The organism is Streptomyces sp. NPDC002520 (genome assembly GCF_053595235.1).
In genome coordinates this window covers 22,708-40,229 of sequence record NZ_JBSFXG010000033.1, presented here as the reverse complement: position 1 = coordinate 40,229, position 17,522 = coordinate 22,708, and the positions used below count along the sequence as shown (strand labels likewise).

General features: G+C 70.4%; 14 protein-coding genes and 3 pseudogenes. 9 read left to right on the top strand and 8 right to left on the bottom strand.

Annotated features, from left to right (window positions below; all coding sequences use genetic code 11):
- Positions 1–386 precede the first annotated feature (386 nt).
- Positions 387–743, top strand: coding sequence for a hypothetical protein (locus tag ACWD5D_RS33800; RefSeq protein WP_451376612.1), 357 nt, complete (start codon positions 387–389; stop codon positions 741–743).
- Positions 744–1,893: 1,150 nt separating this feature from the next.
- On the opposite strand, the gene ACWD5D_RS33795 is transcribed toward ACWD5D_RS33800, so the two are convergent.
- Positions 1,894–2,829: a LysR family transcriptional regulator gene (locus ACWD5D_RS33795; RefSeq protein ID WP_451376611.1), complete on the bottom strand. Its 936-nt coding sequence runs from the start codon at positions 2,827–2,829 to the stop codon at positions 1,894–1,896.
- A gap of 134 nt (positions 2,830–2,963) precedes the next feature.
- On the opposite strand from ACWD5D_RS33795, the gene ACWD5D_RS33790 reads away from it, so the two are divergent.
- The 3 genes from ACWD5D_RS33790 to ppk2 all read left to right on the top strand — a co-directional run bounded on the left by ACWD5D_RS33790 (position 2,964) and on the right by ppk2 (position 6,233).
- Positions 2,964–4,397: an MFS transporter gene (locus ACWD5D_RS33790; protein WP_451376610.1), complete on the top strand. Its 1,434-nt coding sequence runs from the start codon at positions 2,964–2,966 to the stop codon at positions 4,395–4,397.
- Complete coding sequence (locus tag ACWD5D_RS33785) at positions 4,372–5,196, top strand: SAM-dependent methyltransferase (RefSeq protein ID WP_451376609.1); 825 nt, start codon at positions 4,372–4,374, stop codon at positions 5,194–5,196. Before ACWD5D_RS33790 ends, ACWD5D_RS33785 begins: the two co-directional genes overlap by 26 nt.
- Before the next feature lie 233 nt (positions 5,197–5,429).
- Positions 5,430–6,233 carry a polyphosphate kinase 2 gene (gene ppk2 / locus ACWD5D_RS33780; protein ID WP_451376608.1) on the top strand — a complete coding sequence of 268 codons (804 nt, stop codon included), beginning with the start codon at positions 5,430–5,432 and terminating at the stop codon, positions 6,231–6,233.
- Positions 6,234–6,397: 164 nt separating this feature from the next.
- Here ppk2 and ACWD5D_RS33775 read toward each other — a convergent pair whose 3' ends face one another.
- Positions 6,398–6,898: a CBS domain-containing protein gene (locus ACWD5D_RS33775; protein WP_451376607.1), complete on the bottom strand. Its 501-nt coding sequence runs from the start codon at positions 6,896–6,898 to the stop codon at positions 6,398–6,400.
- A gap of 389 nt (positions 6,899–7,287) precedes the next feature.
- Here ACWD5D_RS33775 and ACWD5D_RS33770 point away from each other — a divergent pair, with 389 nt between their 5' ends.
- The 3 genes and pseudogenes from ACWD5D_RS33770 to ACWD5D_RS33760 all read left to right on the top strand — a co-directional run.
- The gene (locus ACWD5D_RS33770; RefSeq protein WP_451376606.1) at positions 7,288–7,800 is read left to right on the top strand and encodes a DUF2231 domain-containing protein; all 513 of its coding nucleotides are present in this window, start codon (positions 7,288–7,290) and stop codon (positions 7,798–7,800) included.
- A 1,065-nt stretch (positions 7,801–8,865) separates the two neighbouring features.
- Positions 8,866–9,519 (top strand): CBS domain-containing protein, encoded by a 654-nt coding sequence (locus ACWD5D_RS33765; protein ID WP_451376605.1) that lies wholly within the window; start codon positions 8,866–8,868, stop codon positions 9,517–9,519.
- A gap of 308 nt (positions 9,520–9,827) precedes the next feature.
- Positions 9,828–10,096, top strand: a pseudogene (locus tag ACWD5D_RS33760) (pyridoxamine 5'-phosphate oxidase family protein); the annotation flags it as partial.
- Here ACWD5D_RS33760 and ACWD5D_RS33755 read toward each other — a convergent pair.
- Positions 10,076–10,975: a universal stress protein gene (locus tag ACWD5D_RS33755; RefSeq protein WP_451376604.1), complete on the bottom strand. Its 900-nt coding sequence runs from the start codon at positions 10,973–10,975 to the stop codon at positions 10,076–10,078. The pseudogene ACWD5D_RS33760 and the gene ACWD5D_RS33755 overlap by 21 nt on opposite strands.
- Before the next feature lie 54 nt (positions 10,976–11,029).
- Positions 11,030–11,181, bottom strand: a pseudogene (locus tag ACWD5D_RS33750) (universal stress protein); the annotation flags it as partial.
- Positions 11,182–11,445: 264 nt separating this feature from the next.
- Between ACWD5D_RS33750 and ACWD5D_RS33745 the strand changes: the two are divergent.
- Both ACWD5D_RS33745 and ACWD5D_RS33740 read left to right on the top strand, forming a co-directional pair.
- Positions 11,446–12,120, top strand: a complete 675-nt coding sequence (locus ACWD5D_RS33745; RefSeq protein WP_451376603.1) for a CBS domain-containing protein — start codon at positions 11,446–11,448, stop codon at positions 12,118–12,120.
- A gap of 181 nt (positions 12,121–12,301) precedes the next feature.
- Positions 12,302–12,581, top strand: a pseudogene (locus ACWD5D_RS33740) (DNA-binding response regulator); the annotation flags it as partial.
- 342 nt (positions 12,582–12,923) lie between these two features.
- Here ACWD5D_RS33740 and ACWD5D_RS33735 read toward each other — a convergent pair.
- The 4 genes from ACWD5D_RS33735 to ACWD5D_RS33720 form a co-directional block, all read right to left on the bottom strand.
- Entirely contained in the window at positions 12,924–13,826 is a 903-nt protein-coding gene (locus ACWD5D_RS33735) for a carbohydrate ABC transporter permease (RefSeq protein ID WP_451376602.1), read from the bottom strand.
- Positions 13,823–14,911, bottom strand: a complete 1,089-nt coding sequence (locus ACWD5D_RS33730; RefSeq protein WP_451376601.1) for a carbohydrate ABC transporter permease — start codon at positions 14,909–14,911, stop codon at positions 13,823–13,825. The genes ACWD5D_RS33735 and ACWD5D_RS33730 overlap by 4 nt, the downstream gene beginning before the upstream one ends.
- 99 nt (positions 14,912–15,010) lie before the next feature.
- A complete protein-coding gene (locus ACWD5D_RS33725) occupies positions 15,011–16,255 on the bottom strand; it encodes a sugar ABC transporter substrate-binding protein (protein ID WP_451376600.1) in 1,245 nt (414 codons plus the stop codon).
- Between the two features lie 153 nt (positions 16,256–16,408).
- Positions 16,409–17,470, bottom strand: coding sequence for a LacI family DNA-binding transcriptional regulator (locus ACWD5D_RS33720; RefSeq protein ID WP_451376599.1), 1,062 nt, complete (start codon positions 17,468–17,470; stop codon positions 16,409–16,411).
- Positions 17,471–17,522: the final 52 nt, after the last annotated feature.

Sequence of the window (17,522 nt, the reverse complement as noted above, 5' to 3'; positions counted from 1 at the left end):
GCCCTTCATCCAGGAGTTGAGGACATTCGACACGCTGAACTTGCTGAGAAATGGCCGCAGTTCAGTTGGCACCTGGCACCCGCGAGCACTCCCTCGACTGGACGTGGTCCGAGTTGCTCGCGTCCAACGCCTAATGGGGAACCGAGTGGATGCCGACCCCTGCCGGTCCTGCCCCCGCGAGGAGACCGACTTCGGTGGACGCCGCTGCCAGGATTTCTCTCATACACGTGCAGACCGACAATCGGATGATCTAGGCATGTCCGCCAAGTGACAGCCAAATTTGGGTATTTCGAGGTCACCTCTGGACAAGACATGCCACAGGAATGTCCACCTTCTCCAATTCCTCACCCTTTACACTTTCGCCGTCACCCAGGGTGAGGGGTAATGTGAGCAGCGTAATCGACGCGCCGCGCAGATCGCGGCGCAACCTTGTGATCCGCGCAGCGCTGATCGTCACGCTCGTCGTGCAGTCAGCCGAAATCATCTCCCAGGACCTGCAGATCGACGATCTCAAGGCACAGCACATCGACCTCGTGGACCATCGCATCGAGCGTGGGCCCGCCGGTCCGTCAGGCCCACCTGGTCCGTCCGGCCCCGTCGGCCCGGCGGGCAAGGACGGGAAGGACGGCCAGGACGGCCAGGACGGCCAGAACGGCACCAACGGCTTTGACGGGAGGCAGGGGAAGGACGGAAAGGACGGGAAGGACGGGGAGAACGCCGTCGCCCCGCCGGCGCCAAGCTGAGCCCCAGGGCCGCAGCGTGCTGATCAGTTGGCCACCCAGGGGCGGCGGCCGTTCACCGGAGAGCAGCTGATCGCGCCGCGACACGGAATTCCCCGCGGGGGACCGACCTGGGGCCTGGGAACGTGCGCGATCAGCTCGGGGAACCGCGGCTTTCTTGGGGTGCGTTGGCGGAGCTCGGGGCCCTGGGTGACATCACCCTCCTCCAAGTCCTCGTCATCCGCAGTTTCGTCGTTGTACAACGTGAGGGATACCGTGAGCAGCGTAAACGCAACGTCGCGCAGGCCGTGGCGCTCCCTTGTTCTGGGCGGCGCGGTGGTCGTCGCGCTCATCGCCCAGTCGGCTGCGCTCATCGAGCATCAGATGCAGCTCGACGACATGGGAGTACAGAACGTCAACCTCGAGGAAAACCTTGTCGATCCAGGCCCCTCGGGTTCTCCCGGCCCCTCCGGTCCCGCCGGTCCGCGTGGCCCCTCCGGCCCGCCAGGCAGAGACGGCAGGCACGGGCAGAACGGGGCCGAAGGGAGAGACGGGAGAGACGGGAGAGACGGCCGCAACGGCAGGCGGGGGCATCCCGGAATGAGAGGGAAGGACGGCGTGGTCGTGTCGAGCCTCGGCCGAACCCTGGTGATCAGCTGAGCGGACAGCTCGGCGTGTGAACCCGCTCAGCGGCCCCGGCTGCATCTCTCGGCCGATCGCCAGGGTCGGCATGATGTCCTCCACCACACGTTCCTCCCACGATCGGGCCCGAGTCCCGGGTGCCCCTCCCGGCGAATTCGTCCGGCCGACGGCTGAGCTTCGCCCGACTCGTCGTCGTTTCCGCGGGTGGGGACAGCGCCGTACTGTGCAGTCGAGGGCGTGTGAACTCGCGGGCGGTGTACGAGTTTTGCAGCAGGCCGAAACTCGTCGCAGCACGGCGGATATGGCTCCCTCGACGGGACGCCGCCGGGCACTTGGTCGCGGACGGAGAGACGCGCGTCCACCGGGGTCATCCGGGGTTCCGGAGCCGAATCGGCGGTTCACAACCGTGGTCGGCGTCAAGGCGCATGAGGCACACGGAGGCAGAGGGCGGGAGTGTGCCGATGGCCGCGCCTGTCTTCCCCCGCGTCACCGTCCCCCGGTCCGACCACGACGATCGAGAACGCGGCGGCGGTCAGCGCGGGATCACCCAGTCCGGCGTCCAGGTCCAGGCGGCGTCGTGGCCGGCCGCTGTGGCGGCGAGGTGGGCGCGGAGGACGGCCAGCGCGGGGTGGGGGTTGTCGCGGTGCCAGAGGAGCGAGTGCGGGTAGACGGGGGTCGGGTCGGTGACCGGAATGCGGCGCAGGCCGTGGCCGGCAGGCCAGACGAGGCGGGTCTGCTCGCTCATGAAGGTGGCCAGGGCCGGGGTGTCGGCGATCGTGTCGAGCAGTGCGTCGGAGCCGAAGTTGGGGCCGGTCGCCTCAATGGTGAGGCCGAACTCGGCGACGAGGTCGTCGTAGTAGGCGGCCCACTCGGTACCGGGGACGATGCCGGGCATCCAGATCCGGTGCCCCACGAGCTGAGCGAGGGGCACCGACCGGGCACCGGCCAGCGCGTGGGCGGGGCCGGTGAGGAGCTGGAGCGGCTCGTCGAGCACGCGGACGGACTCGATGTCCTCGGGAAAGGGCCGGCCGGGCGCGGCGACGGCGCGGAAGGACGCGTCGATCTCACCGGCCCGGATGGCGGCGACGGCCGTCTCGATGTCGAACAGCCACACCACGTCGAGCTCGATCTCGGGGTGCGCGCGGTGGAAGCCGCGCATCAGGCCCGACGCCGCGCCGCGCGAGGCGATCACGTCGACGCGCAGCGGACGGCGGCCGGGGCGCACGGACCCGACCGCGCGCTCGGCGACACGCAGTAGCTCGCGCGCGTGCGGCAGGAAGGCCTGCCCGTCGATGGTGAGCTCGGCGCCGCGCGCGGTGCGGGTGAACAGCCGCACGCCGAGGCTTCGTTCCAGTGTGGCGATGCGCTTGGAGACGGCCTGCTGGGTGACCGCGAGCTCGGCGGCGGCCTCCTGGAACTGTCCCGCGTCGGCGGCGGCGACGAAGGTCCGAACGGTTTCGAGGTCCATGCTGAGACTCTACGGGCACAACCATTGGTTGTGCCCGAAGGCCGCCGCGGTTGTTTGATTCCCGGGTATGCGGGCCGCTTTGATTCTTCCGATCGCGGATCGGTTGTGTGGATGAGTGGCGAGGGGCGGCGGGTATGAGGAACGGACACCGTCTGGGGCGGCCGTTCGGGTGGCTCTGGGGAGCTTACGGGACCAGCGCGCTCGGCACGTGGCTCGCCTTCGGCGCGTTCCCTCTGATCGCGATCCAGGTGCTGCGGGCCGGGCCGGCCGAGGTCGCCGCGCTCTCCTCCGTCGGGTCTGCGGTGGGCGCTGCCGTAGCGGTGCCGCTCGGGCCGTGGGTGGAGTTCCGCCGCAAACGGCCGGTGCTGATCACGACGGACCTGGTGCGGTTCGCGGCGCTGCTGACGATTCCCGCCGCGTTCGCGCTCGGCGTGCTCACCTTCCTTCAGCTCCTGCTCGTCTCGGTCGTCGTCGCGGCGGCCGACATCACCTTCCGCGCCGCCTCCGGCGCATACCTGAAGACGCTGCTGCCGGCCGAGGACCTGCTCGTCGCCAACGCCCGGTTCGAGTCCACGGCCTGGACGACCACGATCATCGGACCGCCGCTGGGCGGCGCGGCGATCGGGCTCCTCGGTCCGGTGGCGACGGTGGTGGCCGACGCGGTCAGCTACCTGCTCTCGGCTCTGGGCATCCGCGCGATGGGCGGGCACGAGCCGCGGCCCGAGCGCCGGGAGGCGGTGCGCATGCGGGCCGGGGACATGCTCGACGGCTGGCGGTACATCCTCGCCGACGCGACGCTGCGTCCCCTGTTCTTCAACACCGCTCTGTTCAACGGCCTGGTCATGGCCACCCAGCCGCTGCTGGCCGTCCTGATGCTCGGCCGGCTCGGGTTCGCGCCGTGGCAGTACGGCCTGGCCTTCGCCGCGCCTTCGATCGGCGGCCTGCTCGGTTCGCGGCTGGCCCAACCGCTCGTCACCCGGTTCGGACAGCACCAGGTCCTGGTCGTGACCGGGGCACTGCGCGCGATCTGGCCCGTCGGCCTGGCCTTCCTGAGGCCGGGCACCGAGGGGCTGCTGCTGGTGATCGGCGTCGAGCTCGGGCTCATCTTCTGCTGCGGGGTCTTCAACCCCGTCTCCGCCACCTACCGCCTCGAACGCACCGCGACCGACCGGGTCACCCGCACGCTGTCGGCCTGGACGGTGACGACCAAGGCCTCGACCGCCCTCCTGACGGCCGTCTGGGGCGTGCTGGGCGGGCTGCTCGGTCCCCGTGCAGCCATCGGCCTGGCCGGCGTACTCCTGCTGGCGACCCCGCTGCTGCTCCGACGAGCGTCACGCCCCCGAGGCAGTGAAAACCCGGGCGCTCGACCGATGCGACGATCCGGCCGCCGACCTGTCCGCCACCAGTCCGGGAAAGCCGAGCCGCCCAGCCGGTCGAACCGACGGACCTTCACAGAACATCGAGGCCAGGAGACACCCAGGCAGGGGCGGCTCTCCTACGATCGTGGCGACAACGAATCCCAAGGGACAGGTGGTTGTTCCCATGACCGAACCCACCACAAGGATTGACCAGTCGAAGCCGAGCATCGCCCGTGTCTACGACTACCTCCTCGGCGGCAAGGACAACTACGCCGTCGACCGCGAGATCGGCGACTTCTTCATCAAGGATCTTCCCGGTTCGGTGGCGATCGCATTCGCCAACCGCCAAGCCCTGATTCGCGCGGTGGGCGCCATGGCCCGCGACGGCATCCGTCAGTTCGTCGACATGGGCAGCGGCCTGCCCACCGCCGACAACGTGCACCAGGTCGCCCAGCGACACAACGTCGACGCGCGCGTCGCCTACGTCGACAGCGATCCGATCGTGCTCGCCCACGGTCGTGCCCTGCTGGCGACCGACGACCGCACCACGGTGATCCAAGCGGACCTGCGTGAGCCGGAAGAGACCTACACCAACCCCGGCGTCCGGAATCTGATCAACTTCGACGAGCCGGTGGGGATCATCTTCAGCGCCGTCCTGCACCATCTCAACGATTCCGAGCGGCCCGCCGACCTCGTGCGCTGGTGGGTGGACCGGGTCCCGTCGGACAGCCAGGTCTATGTCTCCCACTTCCGCTCCGGCGCGAACGAGGAAACCCGGGTCGCGGAACAGAAACTGCAGGGGAGTTTCGGCCGCGGCCGCTGGCGCACCGACGACGAGATCATCGGCCTGTTCGGTGACCTTGACCTGCTCGAACCGGGGCTGGTCGACTGCCCGCTGTGGCGGCCGGAACCCACACCGGGCGACGACGTCGCCGAAGGCGCTGTCGACAAGCGCGATCTATCGGTGTGGGAGCAGCTCATTTCCTGCGCACTGGCCCGCAAACCCTGATTCGCTGTCGTCCTGAGTTCGCCATCATCCCGAATTCGCTGTCGTCCCGTACGCCGGATCCCTCTGCGATCCATTTCACCGAGGCTGATGTGCTCACGCTGCAGAAGCCCGCCCCACGCGTTCGGGGGTGCGCGGTCTCGCTTCGGAAAGTACGGTGACGTCCGGGTGCTCGGCCCTGGGCACAGCGTGACTTCGGAAGACGTCGACGTAGGTCATCGGGCGGTGGAGGCAGCATGGCCGACAAGAAGGACGCGGCACTGCCGCGCAAGGTGTACGAGAAGGAACTGCCGCGCCTGCAGGCGGAGTTGGTGAAACTGCAGGAGTGGGTGCGGGCCGAGGGCGCCCGGATGGTCGTGGTCTTCGAGGGGCGGGACGCGGCGGGCAAGGGCAGCACCATCAAGCGGATCACGGAGTACCTCAACCCGCGCGTGGCGCGCATCGCGGCGCTGCCCAAGCCGACCGAGCGCGAGCGCACACAGTGGTACTTCCAGCGGTACGTGGAGCAGTTGCCGGCCGCTGGGGAGATCGTGCTGTTCGACCGGTCCTGGTACAACCGGGCCGGTGTGGAGCACGTGATGGGCTTCTGCACGAAGGAGGAGCACCAGCGCTTCCTGCATCAGTGCCCGATCTTCGAACGGATGCTGGTGGAGGACGGGATCCTGCTGCGCAAGTACTGGTTCTCGGTGAGCGACGCCGAACAGCAGGAGCGGTTCCGGCGCCGTCTGGAGGATCCGGTGCGACGCTGGAAGCTGTCGCAGATCGACCTGGACTCGATCACCCGCTGGGAGGCCTACTCCCGGGCCAAGGACGAGATGCTGGTGCACACCGACATCTCGGAGGCGCCCTGGTACATCGTCGAGAGCGACGACAAACGCCGGGCCCGGCTGAACATGATCGCCCACCTGCTGGCCTCCGTCCCGTACCACGAGGTTCCGCCGCCGGTCCTGGAGCTGCCCGAGCGGCCGCCGTCGACGGGCTACCAGCGCCCGCCGCGGGACCTGCAGACCTACGTCCCGGATCACGCGGCGACTCTCTGAGCATCCGGTCATGTACGGCCAGGGCGGTGATCCTGGTGATCCTCTGGAGGCGGCATCCTGCGCGCCGCGGAAGGCTCCGCCCGCGAGTGGCCGAACCCGGGTCGGACGCGGCGACGGCGAGCCCGCCCTCTGCCCGCTACGGGGAGGTACGTCCGCGGGTTTCCCTACGGGATGAGCAGGCCTCGTTCCCGCTCCCTCCGGCGAGGTGGCAGACCGGGCAGCGTGACCCTTACGTGTGACGCATCCGGCGTCGCCGGTGCGGTGTGCCCGCCCAGCCCGGCCGCGGCCGCCACGTAGTCCTGCGCCGTGAGCAGGCCGGTCAGTCGTCCGCGTGGGTCGGTGACCGGCAGCGCGTCCACATCTTCCTCGGTCATCACAGCGGCCGCGCGGAGCGTCGATTCCTCAGGATGAACCGTGACCGTGCGGCGCCCCTGCACCAGGTCACGCACCCGCCGGCGAGACAGTGTCACTGCCGGGTCCGCGCAGGCGACGGCGAGTTCGGCGCGGTCCAGCACACCCGCGCAGCAGCCGTCCTCGCGGACGACCGGCAGATGGCGCTGCCCTGACCGCTCGACCACTTCCCAGGCCAGCAGCAAGGTCTCGTCCTCGCTGATCGAGTACGGCGCCCCGTTCATCACGGCGCCCACGGAAAGTCTCTCGTGCACGGCTGCCTCCTCCTGATCAGCGCCGACCGGGCCGAGAGTCGCCATCGCTGGTTTCTCTCAGGACGGTGAGACGGCGACGGTACTCGTCCTCGTCCATTTCTCCTCCGCGAAGCGTTCGGCGAGGAGCTGCTCGGCAGCGGTCGTATGGGGCCGCGCGTCGACACGCTCCTCACCCTCGCCCGGTCCGCGGAACACGTCTTGAGCCGGTGAGGCCAACGCTAGGGGCCGTTGGGCCTCATCTGCCGCAGTTGGGACGAACAGACCCTGCTGTCGCGTCGCCGTACCCGTTCGGACAGCGCGATCACCATCGCATGGCTTGATCGACTGATAGGCAACTGAGAGTTTCCTGTGCCAGGCTGGCGCGCCCCACCCCCGACTGGAGCACCTCGATGAGTCTCATCAACGGTCTGCCCGCCCATGTCCTGCTGGTCCACGTGGTCGTCGTCCTGATACCCCTGACCGCACTGGCCCTGGTCACAGCGGCGCTGTGGCCCCGCGCCGCCCGGCGAATGGGTCCGCTGGTACCACTGCTCGCCTTCGTCGCCCTCGTCAGCGTGCCGCTGACCACACAGGCCGGCGAATGGCTGGAGCGGCACGTGGACGACGACCCCCTGGTACGCCGGCACACCGAGCTGGGCGACGGACTCCTCCCGTGGGCCTTGGGGCTGTTCGTGCTGGCCGCGGTCGTGTGGTGGGCGGGCCGACGCGCTCCGGCGGAGCCTGGACAGGGCAGCGGCACGCGCTGGACCGCCCTGCCGGTACGGATCGTCGTGGGCGTGCTCTCGCTTGCCGTTGCGGTCGGCGCGGTGGTGGACGTCTACCGGATCGGCGACTCCGGAGCGAAGGCCGCCTGGCACGACGCCTACTCGAAGACGGCGACGGGGTCACAGGACGGCTCCTGAACAGAGGAGACGACGCTCACGAGGCGGATACAGGTGCACATGCGCCCCGTACTCCGACCGAGCCCGACCCCCGGATCTGCGGGCACCGTCCGGGCGGCCGCTCCCTGACTGAAACGACCTGGCAGACCTGGCCCTGGTGAACATCCGGTTCCCGTGGTGTGCTGATAGTGGCGGGAAGGACCCATTGAGGACGCGGAGAAGCGGCCGGCAGCCGTGCACCGCGCAATCCGGATCCGCGAGAAGCGGGTGGCGCCCTTCCCGTCCTGACATGCCGCGGACAGGTCGGTGGTCCCGTGTGCCGCGGCAGTCCGGTGCCGGACGATCTCGTGCCGGGCGGAAGGGGCCGGCCCGGCACCCGCTCACGCAGGCGGGCCGACACCTCACGGCCGACGCCTGCGGCACGCCGGGACGGGTCGCCGACGGCGATGGCGGCGATGCGCGTGGAGACGCTCACGGTGTCTCCGCCTCCGCTGCGTGTGCCGCCGGCGTGGGAAGGGGCGGAGGCCCTCACCATGGGCCGAAGCGGCCACGGCAGGTCGTCGGCATGGCGCTTTCCGTGCCGGTGTGATCCCAGTTCCGTGCGGTGTGGTCCCGGTGGCGCCACGTCGTCCGGCTCGGGGGCCGAAGGACCCCCCGGTCGGGCCCGGGTGACCCGTGGTGCTCTGGGGCCGGACACGACCACGCTGGAAGCAGAAACCATGAAGGGAGCCGGTGCGATGCCCTCCCCCACCACCATGACCGCGACTCGCGAACCCGTGCACGGCGGACGGCTGATGTGCCACGCCCACGAGGTCTCCTTCGAGGCCGGGGCCCGCCTGTTGTGCTTTGCACCGTATCTCCGGCGCTTGGGCGCCGAGGTGACGAGCCCGCACGGGCCCGGGAGTTCGACGCCGAGGCGGTCCGGGCGATGTGCACCGAGGACCCCGAGTCCGGCCGGGCGTTCGCCGTCCAGGTCGGGCGCGTGGGCGCCCAGCCGCTGCACGTCTCCCGGGTCCGGCCACTCGGCCTCCGCACCCCTACTACAGGCGGTGCTCCGACGTGCCCCCGGCCTTTGAGGAGAACCCCATGGAAAGCAGCCCGCACCGCGCGAGTGATGTGATGACGCGAACCGTCGTCGCCGTGGGCCGCAACGCTCCGTTCAAGGACGTCGTCGAGCGCATGGAGCAGTGGCAGGTCAGCGCCCTTCCCGTGCTGGAGGGCGACGGCCGGGTGATCGGTGTGGTGTCCGAGGCAGATCTGCTGCCCAAGGAGGAGTTCCGGGACAGCGATCCGGACCGGTTCACCCAACGGCGCCGACTGCCCGACCTGGCCAAGGCCGGCGCGTTGACCGCCGAGGACCTGATGAGCACTCCGGCCGTCACCGTCCACGCCGACGCAACGCTCGCCGAAGCCGCGCGCATCATGGCGCTGCGGCACGTCAAGCGGCTGCCCGTCGTGAACGCCGAGGGCGTCCTCGAAGGCGTCGTCAGCCGCGGGGATCTGCTGAAGGTGTTCCTGCGCCCCGACAACGACCTTGCCGACGAGATCCGGCGCGAGGTCGTCGACCCCTTGTTCCCCGCCCCGGTCGAGCCCGTGCACATCGTGGTCACCGAGGGCGTCGCGACCCTGACCGGACGAGTGTGGGACGCCGCCCGGATCCCTCTCGCCGCGCGCCTGCTGCGCGGCGTCGAGGGTGTCGTGGGCGTGGACTGCCGGCTCACCGCGGCCGACACGGAGTGAAACCGCGGGCCGACGGCGACTGACACATTGCCGGTGGAGCCGGTGCAGATGAGCCGGCGGCCCCACCGGCTCTGTGTTCAGCCTCGGCCTCCGCTCAGATTCCCCCACCGTGGCCCGATCCGCTTCCACTCCTCGTCCCATTCGGCCATACGCCGCCGGATGAGCCCGGAGCGGACCACTCGTCCCACGGCCCAGACCCCGCCACCGGCCAGTCGCCGGCTCCTCTCGCGGGTCCGCAAGCGCTGGGTCAGGGCGTGCGGGCACGGTCGGCGTCCGGGAGGTCGGGGTCGAGGTCCGGATGGCGGGGCGACCACGTCCTCGACGGCGGCGACATCGTCATCCGCACCCACGAGGGCGCGGCTCTGACCTACCAGACTCATCAGGCTGACCGCACCGGCGTCGTCGTCGCCTACGAGGCGGACGCCGTCGCCCCGGCACGCATCTCGGCTGGAGCGCAGTGGTCACGGGCGGCGCCCAGCCGGTGACCGACCCCGGCGAACTGGCCCGCGTTGGGGCGCTGTCGGACCCCTGGGCGAACCACCCGGCCATGGACCCCTCAGGGAGGTTCCGGTACGACGGCCACCGGGCACGCGGCACGGTGCAGCACCCCGTGGGCGACGCGGCCGAGCTGGAGGCCGAAGTGGCCGGGCCGGCGCCGGGAGCCGACGACGAGCAGGTCGGCCTCGTGGGAGACGGCGACCAAGGCGTCGCGGGCATGTCCCTCGACGCTGCGGCGGCCCGCCTGCAGTCCGGACGGTGCCTCGCGCAGGGCCTCCTCCAGCAGCTCGTCGGCCTGCCGTTGCTGGAGATGTGCCGGCTCGCCGCCGAATGGGGGGTACCCACGGACGGAGTCCGTGGGTGAGTGACCGGTCGTCACGTGCGCGGGGTGCCGCCAGGCCCGTACGGCTTCCAGGGGCACACCGCGCAGGGATGCTTCCTCGATGGCGAACCGTACGGCGGCCGAACCCCTCGGCTTCTCGCCGACCCCGAGGACGATCCGGCCCCGGGCCCCGGGGCGGGCCTGGTTGTCGTGACCGGCGCGCAGCACGATCACCGGACAGTGCGCGTGCCCGGCGACCGAGAGACTGACGGAACCGAGGAGCACCTCGGCCACCCCGCTGCGCCCCCGGCAGCCCAGTACCACGGCGAGGGCGGTTCTGCTCTCCCGTACGAGCCCGTGCTCCGGCTCCTCGGGCAGCACGTCGGTGGTGACCCTCACCCCTGGTTGACGACGCTGGACGCGGCTCTCGGCGGTGCCGACGACGTCTCGGGCCATCACCTCCTCCAACGGCTTGCCGAGTTCCTGCGCGAGCAGGGCTCCCTCGTAGCGCTCCCAGAGGGAGGCGTACACGAGCCGGAGCGGTGCGCCGCGCAGGGCGGCCTCGTCGGCCGCCCAGTCGAGAGCGCGCAGGCTGAGCTCGGAGCCGTCGACACCGACGACGATCGGAAGGTCCATCGTGCTCACCGTTCCCAAGCCGGGTCACTCGTGTCCCATGACGGGGCACTCGCGCGGAACCGCGGCGACGGGCTCGGGCAGCGGCTCCCAGACATGGACGAGCTTCGGCGGCAGACCGCGCAGCCGTGCTCCGCGCGCCGCCCATTCGACAGCGGCCCGGCTCTCGAGGCCGAGCCGTCGAGACCGACCGTGACGGTTCGGGTCACTGTCTCCACCTCCAGGGACGAGGGATCCACCTCCAGCCTGGTGACGTCACGGCCGCAGGGTCAGGGGCCGCAAGTCCCTGCGCGGGACCGACCGGCCCTGTCGGCAGAGCCCGCGCACCGGGTGTGATGCCGAGACAACCGATCCGCGTCGCGCGTCCGTGGCCGAACGGCCCGCCCGCCGGGCCTGATGGCCCCTGGCTCGTCCTCCGCCGAGGAGCACATGCTGAAAGCGGAGTGACCGCCGTCGACTTTACGGAGTTCCCCATGTACGCCGCCACGCACATCGTCAGCGATGTCATGACCCACACGGTCGCCGCCGTCGGGCGGCGGGCTCCCTTCAAGGAGATCGTGCGGATGATGCAGGACTGGCAGGTCAGCGCCCTGCCCGTGATCGAGGGTGAGGGGCGGGTGGTCGGCGTGGTCTCCGAGGCCGACCTGCTGCCCAAGGAGGAACTGCGGGACGACCCGGAATCGGGCTACCTCCAGCTGCGTCAGGCGGTCGACCTGGCGAAGGCCGAGGCCCTCACCGCGGGGGACCTCATGTCGTCCCCCGCCGTCACGGTCCGGGCGAACGCCACCCTCGCCGAGACCGCGCGCACCATGGCGCGAGAGGGGGTCAAGAGGCTGCCGGTGGTGGACGAGGCCGGACTGCTTGAGGGCATCGTCAGCCGCGCCGACCTGCTCAAGGTCTTCCTGCGCGGGGACGACGACATCGCCGAGGAGGTACGGCGCGAGATCGTGTCGTATCTCTTCCCGCTGCCGTCCTCGGCCATCCAGGTGGAGGTGCACGAAGGAGTCGTCATGCTGACGGGCCGGATCCGCGACACCGCGCTGGTCCCGGTGGCCGCGCGCCTGGTGCGGGCCGTGGAAGGGGTGGTGGACGTGCAGTTCGACCTCGTGCGCAACGACCACGGAGTGAGTGGGGCCGGTCGGCCCTAGTCCGTCCGGCGCCCGCGCATGGATGACCGGCCTCGTGAACGGCCCGCGGCCTGTCCGTCGCCGGGGAACGCGAGGTCGTCATGACCGAGACGCGCACCTTCACGAAGGGAGAACGCGTTCCGCGCGTGCCGTGGGTTTCTGCTGGACGACCACGAGGTCGTACGACGCGGCCTGAGCGACCTGCCGGGAGCTGCGCAGCCGCATGCCGGAACTCGTCGCGTGTCTGATGCTGACCTCGTTCGACGTCGATGACGCCCTGTGGGATGCCGTCATGGCCGGAGCCTTCGGCCATGCGCTGAAGCGGATCAAGGGATCCGACCTCGTCACCGCGGTACGCCTTCGCCTCGGCCCAGTCGGTGCTCGACTCCGCGACCGCAGCCCGCCTCATGCGCTCCCTGCGGGGCCACCCGGCGCAGACCCTCTCGCCTCCGCCCGAGCCGGCGAGCCTGTCGCCGCGCGAGGGGGACTTCCGCGACGCTCGGACCGCTGAGGGTTCTGAGGGGCTCAGGGGCGGCGGACACCCTCGGTGCCGCCGGTGCACGAGCCGCCGAGTCGGCCCGCGAGCGGGCCCGGGAGCAGGCCCGCAGCGGCCCCGGGAGCGGATGCCGGAGCTGGTGGACCACGCGGTGACCGACACCCTGCGTCCGCCCTCCGGGACGGACGAGGCGGACGAGGCGGACGAGGCAGGCAGGGCGGCGGGGCGCCATGAGCGCCAGATGGATGGCCGGAGCGGTCCGGGCGCGCGCCCTGCCCGAGCCGTACCCGGGTGCCGCCGGGGCCGTACGCCGTAGTGCGGGCCCTTGCTATTCCTTGACGGCCCCGGCGTTGGCGCCCTGGACGAAGTACCGCTGGAAGCAGAAGAACAGAGCCGCGACGGGCAGGGTGGCCAGCAGGGCAGCCGCCAGTTTCAACGGGTACTGGGTGCCGCCGCCCAGGCCGCCGGAGACGAGGCGGGCGAGGCCGGTGGTGAGAGTCTCGTACTGGCTGGACTGGGTGGCCACCAGGAAGTGGGTGAACTCGTTCCACGAACCCTGGAAGGAGAGGATGGTGAGGGTCAGCAGGGCGGGGCGGGCCATGGGGAGGACGATCGACCAGAAGGTGCGGAAGACACCGGCGCCGTCGACTCGGGCGGCCTCCTCCACTTCCCGGGGGATCGACTCGAAGAACTGCTTCATGATGAAGATGCCGGCCGCGTCCACCATGAGCGGCAGGATCATGCCGGTGTAGGTGTCGAAGAGACCGAAGGTGTTGAGCACCAGGAAGCGCGGGATCAGCAGGGCCACTCCGGGCACCGCCATGACGGCGAGGAGGAAGCCGAACAGGATGGTACGGCCGCGGAAGCGCAGCCGCGCCAGGGCGTAGCCGGCCATCGAGTCGAACAGGACGCGTCCGGCGGTGACCACGACGGCGACGACGGCGGAGTTGCCGAGCCAGCGCAGAAAGGGGACGCCGTCGCCGGCCTGACTGAGGCCGACCAGGCGCTGGTAGGCGGCCGTCGTGGGGGTGGTGGGGATCAGGCCCAGGGGGTGGGCGGCCGCGTCGGGGTCGGTTTTGAAGCCGGTGACCAGCTGGATGACGAACGGCAGGATGTACAGCAGGCCGAGAGCGGCCGCCGCCGTGAAGCCGAGGACGCGCAGCGCCAACGGGAAGCGGCCGAGCACGGGGCGTCCCTGTGTCCGGGCGGCGGCCGGGGTGTTGGCGCTCATCGGGTCCTCCGGGTGCGGGGGGTGCGCTCCCGGAAGAGGAAGCGTTGGACGGCGGTCATGGTCAGGATCACGGTGAGCAGGATGAAGGCGATGGCCGCGCCCTGGCCGAAGTCGGCGTCGCCGAAGGCGGAGGAGTAGGACAGGAAGGCCGGGGTGAGGGTGGTGTTGGCGGGGGCTCCCTGACTCATGACGTAGACCTGGTCGAAGACCTGCCAGGTGCCGATCAGACCGAGGGTGAGGACGAGGAAGAGCACGGGACGCAGCGCGGGCAGCGTGACGTACCGCAGCATCTGGAAGCGGCTGACGCCCTCCAGGGCGGCGGCTTCCTCCAGCTCACGCGGGATGTCCTGGAGGGCGGCGAGGAAGATCAGCATGAAGGTGCCGGAGCTGGTCCACACGGCGAGCAGAATGATCGTGCACATCGCGACGGACGGTCCGGACAGCCACTCGAACCAGGACAGGCCCATGAAGGAGTGGTCGGCGAGGGCACCGGTGGGGTGGTTGGTGTCGACGACACCGAGGCCGCCGAGCAGCAGGGACAGTATGCCGCGGGAGTCGTTGAACCAGTTCGGGCCCTTGATCCCGATCCAGGACAGCACGGTGTTGACGGCGCCGCTGCCCTGGAACAGGAAGAGGAAGATCGTGGAGACGGCGATCGAGCTGGTGACCGAGGGGAAGAAGAACGCGGTGCGCAGGGCGCTCCGGCCGCGCAGCATCCGCTGGTTGACGACGAGCGCCAGGGTGAGCGCGAGGATCGTCTGCAGGGGCACGGTCAGCAGCACGAAGTAGAAGTTGTTGCGCAGTGAGGTGGCGAAGAGGGTGCGGTCGAGGCCGCTCCGGGTGAGCAGGGCCCGGTAGTTGTCCAGGCCGGCGAAGTCCGCCTGGCCGCTGAAGGGGTTGGACTGGCCGTCCCAGTGCAGCAGGCTCACCCACAGCGCCATGAGGGTCGGCAGCACCAGGAACAGGCCGAGGATGATCACCATGGGGCTGACGAACAGCCAGCCCCAGGCTCCTTCGGCGCGGCGCCCCACACGCCCGGCGGGCTTGGCGTGGGGCGCCGCGGCCGGGCCGCCTCGGCCGGGCATGTCAGGGGTGCCCGGTGAGTCGGCCGTACGGGGACCCCCGCCCGCGCGGGAGCGCGGGGACGGGCGGGGGGTCTGTGACGTGCGCGGGGACATGGCGGCTCAGTGGCCCTTCGTGAGGGCCTGTTCGCCGTTGCTCTGCAGGTCGGCGAGGATCTTCTTCGGGTCGCCGGTGGCCAGTCCCGCGAGGTCGGTGCTGAACTGGGTCAGCACCTTGTCGAACCCGGCGACGGTCACCGGGCCCTGCGCGTAGGCGGTGGAGTCGGCCCATGCCTTGGCGGACGGGAATTTCTTCGCGTATTCGGCGAGTGCGCTGGTGCGGGAGGGCATCACGCCGAAGGCGTCCGCGTTCTTCAGCATCTGGGTTCCGGTGGTCAGGTACTTCACCAGGTCGACGACGGCTTCGCGGTGTGCGCTGTCCTGGGCGACGCCCCAGCACTGGCTGAAAGCGAGGGTGCCCTTGCCGGCCGGGCCGGCAGGGAGCGGGGCCACTGTGTACTTCACGTTCGGGTAGTCGGCCTTCATCCCGCCGGTGAGCCAGTTGCCCTCGATGGTCATGGCGGCCTTGCCCTTGCCGAGGGCCTCTCCGCCCCAGTTGGTGTCGACCTGGCTGGCGTACTTCAGCGAGCCGGCCTTCAGCAGCGACTGCACGTAACTCAGGGCCTCGGTGTTCTGGCTGCTGTCGGCGGTCATCTTGGTCTGATCGCCGTTGGTGATCCAGCCGCCGCTTTCCTTCATGAAGGCGCCGACGCGCTCGTACTGGCCGTTGACGACCAGCCCCGTGACGTCGCCCTTGGTCAGCTTGGCGGCGACGGTCTTGAGCTGGGCCCAGGTGGTCGGATAGTCCTTCGCGGTCAGACCGGCCTTCTTCCACAGGTCCGAGTTGATCGCCAGGGCGAGGGTGGAGGTGTCCTTGGGCAGGCACACCAGCTTGCCGTTGTAGGTGAAGGAGGCGCGCAGTTGGGCGGAGAAGTCGTCCGCGTCCTTTATCTGGTCGCCGTAGGCGTAAAGCGAGCCACCCTGGGCGTAGTTGGCGAACTGGCTGGAGTCGACGTAGAAGGCGTCCGGCGGCTTGTGGCCGGCGAAGGACTGGGCGAGCTGCTGGTTGATGTCCTTGGCGACGTCCACGGTCACCGTGTTGCCGGACTGCTTGGCCCAGGCGGCCGCCGCGTTCTTGACCGCCTTGGTCTCCGCGTCCCCCGAGGAGGCGATCAGCACCGTGAGGTGTTGCTTGGAGCTGGTGTCCTGCGCGGTCTTCTTGTCGCTGCCGAAACTCGACGAGCAGCCCGTGGCGGCCAGCATGGCCGCACAGGTGACGAAGGCCGCGACGGCCGAACGATTGTGCATTGCTTCCTCCGGGGGTTACGGGGTGGTACGTGCGGCTCCTCCCCGGGCACACGAAGGCGTGGGCCCGGGGTGTGGGGGTGAAGGAGGAGAAACGTTTCAAGGTGGGGTGGGACCGACCGGCCGGGCAGGGGGAGTTCCGGCCGGCCGGGGCGCCTACGCGTCGCCCGGGGCGGCGGCCGTCGCGCTGTCGCGCACGATCAGGGACGGCTCCAGCAGGAGCCGCTCGGGCGGCGCGTCGGGGGTGGCGATCCGTGCCAGCAGCAGCCGTACGCATTCCCGGCCGACGTCCTCCAGCGGCTGGGCGATCGAGGACAGGCCGGGTGAGAGGAGTTCGGCGGTCGGCGAGTCGTCGAAGCCGATCACGGCGACATCGTGGCCGGGGGCGGAGCCCCGTTCGCGCAGCATCTGGTAGCAGCCGAGCGCCAGCATGTCGCTGGCCGCGATCACCGCGGTCGCCTCGCCGTCCAGCAGCGGTTGCACGGCAGCGCGGGCCGCGTCGATGTCGTTGACGCACTGCCCCCGTCGCCCGCGGGTAGCGAGCCCGTGCCGTTTCATCGCCCGCAGCCAGCCCTCGGCACGATCGTCACCGGCGCCGGAGGAACCGCGTTCCCAGCCCAGGAACGCGATCTTGCGATGCCCCAGAGCGACCAGGTGCTCCACTGCGGCGTCCGTGCCGAAGGCGCCGTCGACGTCGACCCAGTCACCGATGGGCCGCCCCGACCACATCCGGCCGAACCCGACGAACGGCACGCCCTTCTTCGTCAGCCACGCCTGGCGCGGATCGCCCCGCTCGGTGCCGCTGAGCACGAAGCCGTCGACCTCGTGACGGGCCAGCAGTTCCTCGTAGCCTTGCAGGCTCGGGCCGCCCGGCGGGGAGGCGAACAGCAGCATCCGGTAGCCGGCCTCGTCGGCGGCCTCCGACAGGGCGTGCAGGAAGCGGTCCATGACCGCGCCCGCGGTGCCGGGCGGGGTGGGCTGGATGCCGTAGCCGATGAGCTTGCTGGAACCGCTGCGCAGCGTCTGCGCCGCGCGGCTGGGGCGGTAGCCCATCTCCTCGATCACCTGGCGGACCCGCTCCAGGGTCTCGGGCCGCAGCAGGTCAGGTGAGTTGATCGCGTTCGACACGGTCTGCGCCGAGACGCCGGCCCGCCGGGCGACCATCGCGAGGGTCACCGGGCCACCCTTGGCCGAGGCGTTGTTGCTGGAGCGGGGCATGCGGCTCTCCGGCAGGCAGAGGAGATACGGACTTTGTTTTTAGCGTTCCAAG

Excerpts from the sequence above, each read along its gene's own strand:
- ACWD5D_RS33795 (WP_451376611.1), bottom strand. The coding sequence starts at position 2,829 with ATGGACCTCGAAACCGTTCGGACCTTCGTCGCCGCCGCCGACGCGGGA.
- ACWD5D_RS33790 (WP_451376610.1), top strand. The coding sequence starts at position 2,964 with ATGAGGAACGGACACCGTCTGGGGCGGCCGTTCGGGTGGCTCTGGGGA.
- ACWD5D_RS33785 (WP_451376609.1), top strand. The coding sequence starts at position 4,372 with ATGACCGAACCCACCACAAGGATTGACCAGTCGAAGCCGAGCATCGCC.
- ppk2 (WP_451376608.1), top strand. The coding sequence starts at position 5,430 with ATGGCCGACAAGAAGGACGCGGCACTGCCGCGCAAGGTGTACGAGAAG.
- ACWD5D_RS33770 (WP_451376606.1), top strand. The coding sequence starts at position 7,288 with ATGAGTCTCATCAACGGTCTGCCCGCCCATGTCCTGCTGGTCCACGTG.
- ACWD5D_RS33765 (WP_451376605.1), top strand. The coding sequence starts at position 8,866 with ATGGAAAGCAGCCCGCACCGCGCGAGTGATGTGATGACGCGAACCGTC.
- ACWD5D_RS33755 (WP_451376604.1), bottom strand. The coding sequence starts at position 10,975 with ATGGACCTTCCGATCGTCGTCGGTGTCGACGGCTCCGAGCTCAGCCTG.
- ACWD5D_RS33745 (WP_451376603.1), top strand. The coding sequence starts at position 11,446 with ATGTACGCCGCCACGCACATCGTCAGCGATGTCATGACCCACACGGTC.
- ACWD5D_RS33735 (WP_451376602.1), bottom strand. The coding sequence starts at position 13,826 with ATGAGCGCCAACACCCCGGCCGCCGCCCGGACACAGGGACGCCCCGTG.
- ACWD5D_RS33730 (WP_451376601.1), bottom strand. The coding sequence starts at position 14,911 with ATGCCCGGCCGAGGCGGCCCGGCCGCGGCGCCCCACGCCAAGCCCGCC.
- ACWD5D_RS33725 (WP_451376600.1), bottom strand. The coding sequence starts at position 16,255 with ATGCACAATCGTTCGGCCGTCGCGGCCTTCGTCACCTGTGCGGCCATG.
- ACWD5D_RS33720 (WP_451376599.1), bottom strand. The coding sequence starts at position 17,470 with ATGCCCCGCTCCAGCAACAACGCCTCGGCCAAGGGTGGCCCGGTGACC.